The organism is Secundilactobacillus collinoides DSM 20515 = JCM 1123, assembly GCF_001435975.1.
GTDB lineage: Bacteria > Bacillota > Bacilli > Lactobacillales > Lactobacillaceae > Secundilactobacillus > Secundilactobacillus collinoides.
The window spans coordinates 21,843-35,101 of record NZ_AYYR01000009.1 but is presented as its reverse complement, the minus strand read 5'-3'; the positions used below and the strand labels follow the sequence as shown (position 1 = coordinate 35,101).

13 protein-coding genes are annotated in these 13,259 nt (G+C 47.4%); 5 read left to right on the top strand and 8 right to left on the bottom strand.

Annotation, left to right across the window (positions count from 1 at the left end; translation table 11 throughout):
- Nucleotides 1-240: 240 nt before the first annotated feature.
- The gene (locus tag FC82_RS01090) at nucleotides 241-1,410 is read right to left on the bottom strand and encodes an iron-containing alcohol dehydrogenase (protein WP_056995977.1); all 1,170 of its coding nucleotides are present in this window, start codon (nucleotides 1,408-1,410) and stop codon (nucleotides 241-243) included.
- 795 nt (nucleotides 1,411-2,205) lie between these two features.
- On the bottom strand, nucleotides 2,206-2,580 hold the full coding sequence (locus FC82_RS01085) for a hypothetical protein (protein ID WP_056995976.1): 375 nt from the start codon (nucleotides 2,578-2,580) through the stop codon (nucleotides 2,206-2,208).
- A 357-nt stretch (nucleotides 2,581-2,937) separates the two neighbouring features.
- Here FC82_RS01085 and FC82_RS01080 point away from each other — a divergent pair, with 357 nt between their 5' ends.
- A complete protein-coding gene (locus tag FC82_RS01080; protein WP_056995975.1) occupies nucleotides 2,938-4,326 on the top strand; it encodes a hemolysin family protein in 1,389 nt (462 codons plus the stop codon).
- A gap of 195 nt (nucleotides 4,327-4,521) precedes the next feature.
- On the opposite strand, the gene FC82_RS01075 is transcribed toward FC82_RS01080, so the two are convergent.
- The 5 genes from FC82_RS01075 to FC82_RS01055 all read right to left on the bottom strand — a co-directional run bounded on the left by FC82_RS01075 (nucleotide 4,522) and on the right by FC82_RS01055 (nucleotide 9,234).
- Complete coding sequence (locus FC82_RS01075; protein WP_054759230.1) at nucleotides 4,522-4,728, bottom strand: hypothetical protein; 207 nt, start codon at nucleotides 4,726-4,728, stop codon at nucleotides 4,522-4,524.
- 17 nt (nucleotides 4,729-4,745) lie between these two features.
- Nucleotides 4,746-5,318 (bottom strand): hypothetical protein, encoded by a 573-nt coding sequence (locus tag FC82_RS01070; protein ID WP_054759233.1) that lies wholly within the window; start codon nucleotides 5,316-5,318, stop codon nucleotides 4,746-4,748.
- Nucleotides 5,319-5,338: 20 nt separating this feature from the next.
- Complete coding sequence (locus FC82_RS01065; RefSeq protein ID WP_054759235.1) at nucleotides 5,339-5,764, bottom strand: MarR family winged helix-turn-helix transcriptional regulator; 426 nt, start codon at nucleotides 5,762-5,764, stop codon at nucleotides 5,339-5,341.
- The gene (locus FC82_RS01060; protein WP_056995974.1) at nucleotides 5,739-7,151 is read right to left on the bottom strand and encodes an MFS transporter; all 1,413 of its coding nucleotides are present in this window, start codon (nucleotides 7,149-7,151) and stop codon (nucleotides 5,739-5,741) included. Before FC82_RS01060 ends, FC82_RS01065 begins: the two co-directional genes overlap by 26 nt.
- Nucleotides 7,152-7,782: 631 nt before the next feature.
- Nucleotides 7,783-9,234, bottom strand: a complete 1,452-nt coding sequence (locus tag FC82_RS01055; RefSeq protein ID WP_065101425.1) for an aminotransferase-like domain-containing protein — start codon at nucleotides 9,232-9,234, stop codon at nucleotides 7,783-7,785.
- Nucleotides 9,235-9,268: 34 nt separating this feature from the next.
- Between FC82_RS01055 and FC82_RS01050 the strand changes: the two genes are divergently transcribed.
- Nucleotides 9,269-9,889 carry a LysE/ArgO family amino acid transporter gene (locus FC82_RS01050; protein WP_056995973.1) on the top strand — a complete coding sequence of 207 codons (621 nt, stop codon included), beginning with the start codon at nucleotides 9,269-9,271 and terminating at the stop codon, nucleotides 9,887-9,889.
- Nucleotides 9,890-10,160: 271 nt separating this feature from the next.
- Here FC82_RS01050 and FC82_RS01045 read toward each other — a convergent pair whose 3' ends face one another.
- Complete coding sequence (locus FC82_RS01045) at nucleotides 10,161-10,724, bottom strand: TetR/AcrR family transcriptional regulator (protein ID WP_054759245.1); 564 nt, start codon at nucleotides 10,722-10,724, stop codon at nucleotides 10,161-10,163.
- Nucleotides 10,725-10,879: 155 nt separating this feature from the next.
- Between FC82_RS01045 and nrdI the strand changes: the two genes are divergently transcribed.
- The 3 genes from nrdI to FC82_RS01030 all read left to right on the top strand — a co-directional run bounded on the left by nrdI (nucleotide 10,880) and on the right by FC82_RS01030 (nucleotide 13,256).
- Nucleotides 10,880-11,347, top strand: coding sequence for a class Ib ribonucleoside-diphosphate reductase assembly flavoprotein NrdI (gene nrdI / locus FC82_RS01040; protein ID WP_054759247.1), 468 nt, complete (start codon nucleotides 10,880-10,882; stop codon nucleotides 11,345-11,347).
- 11 nt (nucleotides 11,348-11,358) lie between these two features.
- Complete coding sequence (locus FC82_RS01035; protein ID WP_054759252.1) at nucleotides 11,359-12,108, top strand: NADPH-dependent oxidoreductase; 750 nt, start codon at nucleotides 11,359-11,361, stop codon at nucleotides 12,106-12,108.
- Nucleotides 12,109-12,515: 407 nt separating this feature from the next.
- Nucleotides 12,516-13,256, top strand: coding sequence for an IclR family transcriptional regulator (locus FC82_RS01030; RefSeq protein ID WP_054759254.1), 741 nt, complete (start codon nucleotides 12,516-12,518; stop codon nucleotides 13,254-13,256).
- Nucleotides 13,257-13,259 lie beyond the last annotated feature (3 nt).

Below are 13,259 nucleotides of genomic sequence, written 5' to 3'. Positions count from 1 at the left end.
TCTCTTTTACATAGCCGAAACGCGCAAAAAAGGGCAGCCCCCGGCCGTATAAGCAAAATAAAAACCAGATCCCAAATTCGGGGACCTAGTTTTAATTTTGCGTGGTTCTCTTCTATATAGCCGAAACGCGTAAAAAAGGGCAGCCCCCGGCCGTATAAGCAAAATAACGATAAGTCCCAAGTTCAGGGACTTATCGTTATTTTGCTTATACTCTGGGGGCTAACCGCCCTTTTTTACGCTCTACTCTGCATCATAAGCTTCCTGGAACAACTTCACGATTTCTTCTTTAGTCCCCTTACGAGGGTTAGAGAAGGCGTTGCCGTCCTTCAAAGCATTTTCAGCCATCAATTCAAAGTCTTCTGGCTTTGCACCGATTGCCTTGATGCTGCGTGGGATGTTTACATCGTCGGCCATTTGACGCATGCCCTTGATTGCCAAATCAGCGGCGTCGCGAGTTGATAAGCCATCGGTATTTTCACCCATGAACTTAGCTAATTGTGCGAACCGGTCTGGGCAAGCAACGATGTTATACTTTTCAACGATTGGTAACAGGATGGCACAGCAGACACCATGAGGGGCATCGTATTGACCGCCCAATTGATGTGCCATAGCGTGAACGTAACCTAAGTCAGCGTTATTGAAAGCCATCCCACCAAGCATTTCAGCTTCAACCATCTTGGTCCGGGCTTCGATGTTGTGGCCGTTGGCTACGGCGTCACGAAGGGCTTCCTCACAAAGCTTGATGCCTTGGATACATTGACCGTCAGTGATTTCGTTACGGTTGGTTGAGACGTATGGTTCGATCAATTGAACGAAAGTGTCCATCCCAGTTGAAGCAGTTAACCCAGCTGGTACATCCAACATTAACATTGGGTCGTTGAATGATACCAACGGGATGTTACGCCATGAAACGACAACGAACTTCAGCTTGGTTTCTTCGTTAGTGATAACACAGTGACGGGTCAATTCTGAAGCGGTCCCGGCAGTGGTGTTAACGGCCATCAGTGGTGGCAGTGGGTTGTCCAAAGTTTCGATCCCGGCTAACTTGGTGATATCATCACCGTTCGTCAAGATGATCCCAGTACCTTTCCCACAGTCATGAGACGAGCCACCACCAACGGTGATAATACTGTCACATTTTTCATCTAAATAAACTTGCTTAGCAGCTTTAATGTTGCGAACTTTAGGGTTTGGTTCTACACCATCGTAAATAGCGTAGTCAACGCCGGCAGCGTCCAGTGAAGCTAAGGTTTGAGCAACTGGCCCATTGTCCATGCCGCGCAAGAATGAATCCGTAACGATCAAAGGTTTCTTCATGTTCAACATCTTGGCACGATCGCCAATCTTTTCAATGACACCCTTACCAAAAAAGTTAACACTTGGCATTAAGAAATCAAAATTTTCTTTCATGGTATAAACGCTCCTCATAAAATCTTTGTTATTAAGTTCACACTGAAATAATACCACCGTGTTTGTGAATTGTAAACGTTTAATATGTTGGTATCGTGCATTTTGGTTAACCCACTGAACCGTATTCTAACGGCGTTCTTAGTTATTTATTATACTTATTTCACAAAAATGTTCATTAGAAATCACTAAGTATACTGGCCGTAAACTCTGGTTCTATTTCACAAGCAAATGACGGCAATATGTTCAATAAAAACGAGTTATACCTATTGTGAACGATAGTTTTGACTGGCCGGTTACTTTACTTATCAAGCCTTTTTATTGTGATTATTGTCTAAGTTTGGGATGTGAGGGATTGTTGCTCAGTGCAAATGCAGCTCAATATTTTATAAACCTGATGATGGTTGATCGGGTTAGGTGAGAGGCTGGCTCACCCCTTTTTGTGAAGAATGGCAAATTAATCTTATTTTATCAGTGGTGCCAATTTTTTTGGATTTTCTTCTGGGCAGCCTATTTGTGTTTGGCGAGCCAGACCGCGCCTGCACAAGAGAAGAGCAACAGTAAATTCTACGTTTCGAGATTCCTTTGTACCGATTTTCTATTTTATTTTCTGTACCTTGTTCTCTTATTTTTACTAAAGGCCCCAGCTTCATTGCGGATTTCCTTCTTTGCAGCTTAAACGTGTTTGGTGAGCCAGACCGCTGCTACATAAGAGAAGAGCACCAATAATCCCAAGTTCAGGGGTTATTGGTGCTCTTCTCTTATGCTCCGCGGCCTAACCGGCTCGCCTCACACTCTCTAGTTCGTAATATTTTTCTCAATCTCATCCAAACTACCATCAACGATTCTCAGGCCGAGTGCCTTGCCCAGTACGTGGAGGGCGTCGTCACGAGTCTTCACTTGATTCATATCGAAGATGATCGCGTCAATTTCGCCGCCTACATAGTCAAAGTTTTCGTAGTAGATGAACCGGTCTGCCTGTTTTGCCAGGAAGTATTCGTCCATCTTCTTGCCAAAGGCGTCTGCCCATAGCAAATCCTTCATCTCTGGAATGTCGTTGCGTGTCACGTAGCCTTGCTTGGCAATCAGGTCAGCAGCTTTTTCGACCACCTCGTCGGAAAAGTCGTAAGTCGGCTCAGTAGCCGTTGCGCCATCTGCTTTTTTGTCTGCCATAATAAGATCTCCTTTGTTTTAATAGACATCTTAATTCTATCACTGAAAGCGCATACCAGCGCAAATAAAAACTATCGGAAATAATAGCGTGTTTTTATTAATCATTGCGTAGTTACTGGTATTGGAACAATAAGGAACTTTTTGCTTATTAGTAAACAGACCACCTTCAAAATGGGCGAAGCGTTTAATCCTGAAAAACAATGCCTCGATTATCAAATTTTCAATAAATTGCGACAATCCATAAACATCCGTCGGCTAACAGGCATCTGCCTTAAATAATTAATTGAAACGCTACTTAAAAAACGGGTAACAACGCGGTATAATGAGTGGTAGTTTTACAATACACGCTTTAACGAAATGAGGAATGTATCTTTGGATAGTGGTCAGATAATTATCAATTTAATTGTTATTTTAATCACTTTCTGTTTTGCCGCGTTTTTCGTGGCCTGCGAATTTGCACTGGTGCAAACCAGACCAAGCGCCCTTGAAGAGGCCTTGGACAACGGAGAAGGCTCAAAGGCCCGTCTGAAGCGCTCGCTGAAGATGGTAACGAACCTTAACGAATACCTATCGACGACACAAGTTGGGGTCTCAGTTGCCGGCATTATCTTAGGCTGGCTGGGTGAGTCCACACTTTCTGCCATATTAATTGATCTGCTAGATATTACCCACACGAATCCAGGTGGCGCCACCGCTCATGCGATTGGCGCCGTCGTGGGGGTTCTCGTATTAACTTACCTGGAAGTGGTCTTCACGGAAATCGTGCCGAAAAACATCTCGATCGACATGCCGATGCAGGTGCTGCGCTGGGTAACAACGCCGCTGCACTATTTCCACATCCTGTTTTACCCGTTCGTCTGGTTACTGAACGTTTCCGCAAACGGTGTCGTCAGACTGCTGGGCTTCCCCGTCGCAAATGAAAATGATGAGGTCTTTTCACAGGCGGAAATTTTGAGCCTGTCCCGTAACGCCGTTGAGGGCGGGGAATTGGAAAAGAACGATTACGTATACATGCAGCGGGCGTTTGAGTTAAACGACAAGGTGGCTAAGGATATCATGATCGACCGGACAGCTCTGGTGGTGATTGATATCACGACCTCGGTAAAAACGGCCATCAACGTTTATCTCCAAGAGAAGTTTAGCCGCCTGCCAGTGGTTGCTGATAACGACAAAGATAAGATCCTCGGGTACGTCTACAACTATGACTTGATTCGCCAGCAACAAGTCAACTCTGGTATTCACATTGATAAGTTGCTGCGAAATATCTCAACCACCCCGGAATCGACGCCGATTACCGAAGTTCTCCAGCAAATGATTCGCAAACGGACCCCAATCGTGGTCGTTGTGGATGAATATGGTGGGACTTCTGGAATCATCACCGACAAAGATATTTACGAAGAACTCTTCGGCACTGTCCGCGACGAAATTGATGATTCTTCGACCGAAGATATTTTTAAACAACCAAACGGCAAGTATCAAGTTAGTGGGAAAATGACAACTTACGATTTTGAGCGCTACTTTGATACTGATCTGAAAGAATTTGAAACAAACGATATTGTGACCATTGCTGGTTCAATGATCGATAATCACCCTGATTTGAAACAGGGCGATATCATCAAAGTCGCTAACTTCGACTTTAAAGTCCTCGATTATGAAAACTCGTTTATCAATTGGTTTGAAGTCACCGTTCACGATCCGAAAGATTTTGTGGACGACGATGAAGATGATGACGATGAAGGTGACTAATGAACCGCTTAAACATGCTTAGACAATCTACACACCATCAATGAGCTTTATAAAACACCTTAAAGGCAATAAAATTATCATTCCAGCGCGTCCTAGTTATCTCACCTAAACGTGCGACAAACGGCCGTCGCCGGCCATCCATAAAAGCGCTCCTAGCAAGAAAACCGTTCGGGATTTCCAGCTAGGAGCGCTTTTTTAGGTAAAACCATCTAAAACAGCTTCCAATCTCGCAATTTCATCCCGCAACGCTTCCAATTGGTCTTGAATCTCCTGCAGCGTTGCGCCGTCTGCGCTATAACCCTTATAGTAAGCTGTCATGTAGTCGTTTTCTTCAAGCCGGCGTTCTCGGTCACGCAATGCACCTAACTGATCAATCAGTTGATCCTCTTCATAACTGTTCATCCGCTCACCCCCCAGCGCTAGGCTAAAGCATTGGGCGCTGCAATTTGCGGTCCCTGACCTTCACGTGCAAGCACCCAGTCATCATAATTCCACATTTCAGTCGCACGCCGCCCGCCAAGATAGTCCCATTCTGATTCACGTTCCAGCTCGATGATACGACCATCAGGCCCCACTGATACCCAGTTATAGGTCCCATTGCGGTGACCGAATTTCACCCACTGGATCGGTATCTGAATCGTTTGATTGTTTTTTCGGTACGACCGCACTTGGCGATCCACCCGCATAAAGTCTAGTCCCAGCTCGTATTCAGGGTCGATTTGCGCAAAAATGTTTTGGGCAATTCGGCGGGCCTCGGTGCCACTAGGCAGCACACCAGCAGCATCACCTGCGGATAAATTGTAACTGATCAGCCGCTCATCGGACCCCCAGACCAGTGTCAAATGCTCGTTTTCCGGTGTAATTTTCGATTGCGACTGCAGGCGTTCGACCCGAACCGGTTCTCCGTTACGAATTCGGCGATCATGTGCCACTTCTACATAGTCATCGGGAATAGTCAGCCCAGTCGGCTGGCCGTTGATTGCTAATTTCATTTTTAATTCCCCCTCGAGTGTCATTCCTCTTGCAAATGCGTCAAAAGTACAGTCAAAGTCTGAACCTGAACAGGTGTCAACCGATGAAAGAACTTCGCGTTAACTGCAGTGACGGCCTGTTCAATCTGCGGTACTAAGGCCAGACCGCTGTCAGTCAATGACAACCGCCATTGACGGCCGTCTTTTGTTGACCGAATTTTTGTGACCATTCCGAGCTGCATCAACTGATCCAATCGACGCGTCACGTTGCTGTGATCAAGGTGGATCAAATTAAACAACTGATTCTGCGTGAGGTCAGCATGACCAGCTATTTTTAGAATAAAGTAGTAGTTGCTGGTGTTCAGGTTTAACGGTTTCAATGCTTGATCTAACAATACCTGTGCGTTCCTGGACGCAATGTTTAAAAACGATATCGTGCGATCAATTTCTGCTTTCTTTTCTATCATTTATGTGCCTCCTCAGTGACATCATCAGCCACCAGATACTAATCAACAAACCAGCGCCGACCAGATAAACAATCGATTGGGCTGCCAGTCTTGCTGTGTTAGGGACGTCTATGGCGGTGACAGTCCGCTGACCGAGTTGGTGGCTGATGACCGCATAATACAAAATTGTCGATCCAGTTGCACCCATCATCATGCCGAATTCCCGGGTCAACGAGTTAACTGCACCTGCACTTCCCCGCTGGTCCCGCGAGACGCTCTGCATAATCATGGTGTTATTCGCGGTGCTGAATAACCCGGTCCCGATTGCCATCACAACACTGATTGCGGCAAACGTAAAGGGTTCATTCTGCTGCTGATCCCAGACCAACCCCACCTCAGCCGCAAGTAATAAGCCCGCACCAACAGCTGCCACCGAGGCCTGATTTACCCGGTCAACGAGAATTCCAGCAAGCGGGTTCACCACGAGCGCAACGAGCGGTGGAATCATGAGTAGTAATCCTGTCGTTTGGCTTGTGTACCCCAGCCCCAACTGTAAATACAACGGTGCCAACAACGTAAAACTGTATGCGACCAAAAAATTAATGAACGTGGCGGTCACGTTACGGCGAAAAACGAGATTTTGCCAAATTTCAGGTACCATGAGCGGATATTTTGTGCGTCGTTCGTGATGCCAAAAACCCGCCAGCAAAACTAGCAGTAAACCTAAAAGCCCCAAAATAACGAGTGGGTTTGCGCCGACCTGAGCACTTAACAGATAAGCTGTCATAGCCAACGCCATCATCCATGCGAGCCCAAGCCAGTCCAGATGAATCGAGGCAATTCTTGTCCCACTTTTTGGCAGCACCACTAACTCAACCAGAATACACAGCACACCAACTGGAACGTTGACCAGGAAAATGACGTGCCACGAAAACGATGCAAGAATGATTCCGCCCAAGCCAGGGCCTGCCAGCGCACCAAGGGAAATAAAGATACTCTCAATGCCCAACGCAAACCCCAGTTGATCAGAGGGAAAAATCTCGGTTACAAGCGCAAAACTCGTTGCCATGGTGATGGCCGCGCCAACTGCCTGAAAAAATCGCGCCGCCATCACGATGGTAAAGTCACTGCTGATGCCCGCAATCAACGAACTGATAACAAACACGACAGTGCCCCAGAAAAAGAGCCGAAAGCGTCCGACTGCATCACCAAGCTGTCCAAAAAACAAAAGCAGAGCACTGATGACAACCAGATAGAGACTAACTAATAGGGTTGCTTGAGCTGTCGCCACGTGGACCGTTTGGGCGATGGTTGGAATCGCAATACTCACGATTGTCCCATCAACGATCACCATGAAAAAAAACAGCCCCAGCGTCATCAAAATAGTCCATCGCTGTATTGCACCCATGGCGACCCCCACCTTTCTGACGAGAGTTTAACCGATTTAATTTGTTTGCGCAAGCAATTAGTTTTGCGTTTTTCACGGATTGAAATTATCAAACAAAAGTCCTTATTATCTCTAATACAGGCTAAAATAATAGCTTCAGCATGTTCAGTTTATCTCACTTTAACAGTCAACAAATAACTAAGCCCCGCCTTTAACTCTATGAGTAAAACCGTTTTTTCCGCGCCTTTACTCGTCGCAAACAATACCATTGTATAACGCAGCGCCCCTCAAAGTGAGCGCCCATATCTGCAAACTAAACACAAAGTAGCGTTAATGCTCATTTCCCGAAAACTGCAACATTCACTGAGAAACTATCAGCAGCTGCCTTCTCAAACTACGCAAAGGCTCAATAAAAGCACACACTCGCCTAATTATTTCTGATTTATATCGCAAATAAACACGACCCTGTGAGAAATCTCAAACGGATTGCTCACAGGGTCGTGTTCTTTCAGATTTACTATCTGACTACCCACCCAAAATTTTCTTGGTTGGGTCAAAATAATTATCTTGGTTGGGTTCGATACACCAAATTACTGTTATCCTACCCACCATACCCAATAAAACAAAGCATGATTGCCATGATTTGGTTGGGTCATCGCAATTGTTGATGAATTAAAGACGCAATGATGGTCAGTCCTTCAGTAAAACGTTCCGGCGTCTCGTACCCGTATGAAAGTCGAATCTGTTGGGTAGCCTGGCTATCGTAAACCACACCTGGATTCAGCAAGACACCAGCAGTCACAGCCGCATCAAAAAGTTTTGCGACCGAAATTTCTGGGGCCAAAGTGACCCAGATATAGAAGCCGCCGCTTGGCCGGTTCCACGTGGCAACATCACCTAGCTGACGTTCCAATTCACGTTGCGCGTTGTCGCGACGTGTCCGAATCGCCGCCCGCATCCCCGTCAAGTAATCGTCATAACCGGGATCGGCAAAGATGGCTGTCAACACCTGCTGTGACAGTGAACTTGCACCATAATCTGTCTGCATTTTCACATCCGCAAGGCGTTTAATGATGGCTGCGGATCCCACCAGCCACCCCAGCCGCATGCCGGGGGCCAGCGATTTTGAGATTGACCCCAGATAGAGGACGTTTCCGGCAATATCGTTTGCCTTCAAGGGCTTTGGCGGTTGTTCATCCAACCAAATGTCCTGGTAAGCAGTATCTTCGATAATCGGTAACTGGTGGCTCTTAGCAAAGCTCAGCAAATCTGCCCGGCGTTGCGCGCCCATCACGGTACCACCGGGATTATCAAACGTGGGGATCGTGTAGAGCAGCCGCTGACGGTCGGTGGGTTTAATGTGCCAGTATTGCGGACCGTTATCATCTACCGGCAGTTCCGCAAAGTTGGCGTTGACCGACTGAAGGACCCGCAACGATTTCAAGTAACTGGCTGGCGTCGTGTAGACCGTTGCGCCCTTTTCAAGCAGCGACACCGCGATCAACTGCAGCGACTGCAACGACCCCGATGTGATCAGCACGTTATCGGGCGTCGTGTCGATGCCCCACTTGCGAAGCCGCTGAACGAGTGCTTCCCGAAGTTCCTTTAAGCCAAGCGGCGGCAGGTAATTGAGGTTCGTCAACTGGCCGGTTGCCTGCCGCATAGCGCGTTGAATAAACGTTTTCGGATACAGATCAGGCCCCAGCTCACCAGTACTCATCCGAATCAGATCACCCCGGCCCTCTAAGTCATTGATGCGCTGAATGGCGGGTTGGTTCGCCACAAATTCACCAGACGAAATGTAATCCTGCCAATTCATGGGGTCATGGGCCATCATAACTGACCAACTGTTGCTGGCAATTCGTGTCCCGCCGCCATGGGCAGTGGTCAGCACGCCATCCGCCAGCAGGATCGTCATTGCCTGCGAAACGGTGCTCCGATTCACACCAAATTGCTGTGCTAGCTGACGTTGGGTCGGCAATTGGTCGCCAATGGGCCAATCACCCGCCTGAATTCTCGTTAGAAAATAGCTGATGATCTGTTGATACTTCGGTGTGGCTGACTGCTGGTCTGGCTGCCAAGTCATTTCAATGCGTTGTCCCATACTGTCATCCTCTTTCGTGTTATAAGGAGTAATTATGATCAATTTAATTAAGGGCCTATTATTCGGCCTCGCATACGTTGCCCCAATCGGTATGCAAAATCTTTACGTCATTAATACCGCATTAAAGCAACCGCGACACAAAGCTTTTATCACGACGATCATCGTGATTTTCTTCGACATCTCGCTTTCCCTGGCCTGTTTCTTAGGAGTCGGTCAGCTGTTGAAAGCTATCCCGCTCATTAAGCAGGGCTTATGGCTCATCGGTGGCGGGTTAGTCGCCTACATGGGATTTTCGCTGCTCACCGACAAGGGCAGTGACGACCAAACAATGACTGAACCTGAAACGTTCAGCTATAGGAAGGCGGTCACTGCTGCCTTTACAATCGCCTGGCTGAACCCACAGGCAATTTTAGACGGCACCCTGCTGCTCGGGGCGTTTCGGGCATCGCTGCCTGGAACCGCCGGCGACATTTTCCTCGTCGGTGTCATGGCCTCTTCATTTATCTGGTTCAATTCATTAACCACCATTTTCAGCCTGTTGAAGGCAAAAATCAATCTCAGAATACTGGTACTGATCAACCGGGTCTGCGGCGTCATCATGATGGGCTACGGGGTGCGTCTGCTGTGGGCGTTTGTGGCAAGTTTGCTGCATTAATTTTACCGTAGCTGACAGTCAAGTCCTTTAACGATGACGCGGCAGGCTGTCATTCAAAATCACTAAAATGGCTCACCAATACGTTTTGCTTAATCACGTATTGATGAGCCTATTTTGTCTTACCAGTCACTTATGGTCAACACATAATAGCCGTGTTTACTGTCTTAAAAGACTGACTGTCGAAATAATATGCAGTCGCGCTGCGTTGCCCACGCAGCACTTAGGTTGCAGTGAACGCCCCATGTCAGTGTGGGCAACACCAAAAATAATACTAAGGATTCAAAACAAATTCCTGCAGCCGGTCACCGAATTCGATGACGGCGTCGTTCTTACCGTTACGCAGCTGCCACAGCAAAAACAACATCACGTTACTTGAATATAGATCGCTCAAATACCCCAGCGGCAAGCCGGTTTTGCCAGCCAAATCGATGTGGTCGAAGTACGCCCTGGCCGTTTTGCGTAATATTTCCTGAAAATTACGCTCAAGGTCGGCGGATTCCGTGTGGATATCAAAAAGCTGCAACAAAATATCGCGGTACTGAGTTAACGCCAAGATCAAAACTTTCACTGTGTTGGATCCGATTTCCGGTGTATGTATACTAAACCGTTGATTGACGATGTCTTCAAATACACTTGTATAATAGTTCACGAGCTGCTCAAGAAGATCATATTTGTCATAATAGTGGCTATAAAACGTTGAACGCCCTATTTTTGCTGTTTTAGATATGTCTTGGACGGTAATTGTTTTGAATTCCCGCTTCTTTAATAAGAGAAAAAATGCCCGTTCAATCTGTTCGTTTGTGCGACGGACCCGCAAATCTTGTTTTTCTGTCACTCTGGCTCACCCCGGCTTCTGGTTGTCTTTAAGTTCCGCTAACACCTTTAATGGTTTTAGAGTACAATAAAAATTGTAACACTAAATATGGTATCTTATATAGTAAAGATAACAATTCAACCCACAATTTATAGCACTACTGGAGGCTAATCAAGATGGACCCAATTCGTATCTTATACATCTCAATCGAAGGCAATACCCGGAACTTTGTCGAACACCTGACCCGGTATGCTATGGCGCAGAACCTGAAAAACAAGGCCCTGCCGACTATCGAATCCACCGAAATTTCAGAACAAACTGATTTTACTGATGAAACAACACCCTACTTTTGCTTCGTACCCACCTACTTGGATGGCGGGAATGGCATCGACACCGGCGTGAAAGAATTAATGACCAACGTGATGGGCGAATACCTTGCCTACCACGATAACGCTGACCAGTTGATCGGCGTTGTCGGCAGCGGTAACCGAAACTTCAATGAACAATATTGTTTAACCGCTCGGCGCTACTGCGAACAATTCGATGCACCATTCATTGCCGACTACGAACTGCGCGGCCTTCCAGCTGACGAAAGCCGCATCTACAACAAGCTGGTTGCCCGCGTGCAACTGCTTGAACAGTAAGGGGCATCATCTTGACCAACCCAATCTTAGACCAACTCAACAATCACCGCAGCATCCGCCAATTCACGGACGTTGCCCTCACTGAAACCGAAATCGAAACGCTGGTCAACGCTGCGCAACACGCGCCGACCAGCACGTTTTCCCAGCAATATTCCATTATCAGCATCACCGACCCGGCCACACTTCAAGCGCTCGCGACCATAACCGGGCACGCTTGGCTGAAGTCCAGCGGCCACTACTTTGTCATGGTCGCAGATCAGTACCGCAACCTGCAGATTACTGAATCAGCTAACCGGGATACCACCCTGCTGCATTCGACCGACAAGTTTCTTGCCAGTGTGTTCGACACCGCCATCGCCACGGAAAACATCGTGATTGCCGCTGAGAGTATGGGGCTCGGCAGCACAATTATGGGCAGTATTTTAAACCATGCGGGTCAGGTAATTAACCTGCTTAGCCTGCCAGAACTGACTTTTCCGCTGCTTGGCATAGCGGTCGGCCATCCGGCATACCAGCCTGATCTGAAACCGCGAATGCCGCAAACGATGATGCACTTTGCCGACACCTATCAGCTGCCGGCCGATTTTAAGGCGCAATTAGCTGACTATGATGACGAATTGACCGCCTACTATCAGCAGCGTGACAGTAATACCAAACAGGAAAACTTCAGCCACCATTTGGTGCGCGAGTTATCACGGGACCTGAACGTTCGAGCCGATTTAGCTGCTTTGGTGAAACAACAGGGATTCAAACTGGATTAGACTGGGAGTAGCCTGATTGAGTTTACGTTTTGCATCAAAAACAGTTGTAATATGTTGTGTTTTTCTGGTATATTGCTTAATAATCCCGCTTGGACACGCTTGTCCTTTAAATATGACTGCCGGCATAAAATCCCTTGAGATTTTATGCCCACTTTCTGGATTGCGTTGCCAAATCGCGTCCGCAAGACACGAGGGATACTACTAAGCGCCTTGCGATAGATAGGCTAAGTTCGCAAACTTATACTTAGTCTAGTGGCTGGGATCCATTGCCTAACCGCGTTACACAAGCCAGCAGGCTCCTGTGTAAGCAACTTCTGGTCTGAAAGCCAAACCGGCATTTCAAGCCAAAACCCGCTTATATGCCGCCCTCCAACCGGCTTGTTCCACTTCTCTGGAGGAGTAAACAAATGACAAAACCTATTCAATCCGTCGAACGGGCCACCAGGATCATTGATTACCTGGCGGAACGCCCCGAGACCAAGATCAGTGAACTAAGCACGCGCTTGGGGATCTCTAAAACCACGCTGTTTGGCATTGCTGAAACGCTTTGTCAGGATGGCGTCTTGTATAAGAATCCCCTCTCTAGCGGCTATTCCATTGGTTCCAAATTTATTCGCTATGCGAAACCTTTAAATAACGACCAGCTGATTCGCCTGCTGACACCATACCTGCAGGTGGTCTGCAACGAGTTTGGCGAAGATATTTATTTAGCAATCATTCAAGACCAGCACGTCCACTACATTGCAACGATTGAAGCCGACCTGCCGCAGCATAAGAAAGTGCCGACGACCACGGACGACTTCCTCTATAACACCGCTGCCGGAAAAATGATGTTGAGCAGTTTCCTGCCCGCAGAACTCACCGTTTACCTTGATCAGTTACACGAGTCAGGCAAACTCACTGAACCGCAAGTCCGAGATTTAAACCGGGACTTAACCAAGGTGCGCCAAGACAATTTATCCTACGACCTAGGCGGCCAGTCGCCTGATATCAACTGTGTGGCCGTTGGCATTCGTAACTCGCGCCACGAGATTCTTGCCAGCATGGCTGTGTTGATGCAGCGCAACGAGGATGTTTCAGAACGGATGGCAGCTATTGCAGAACGCATGCAGGCCATTTCCGCTGAACTGGAACAGCGACTGATTTAGAGG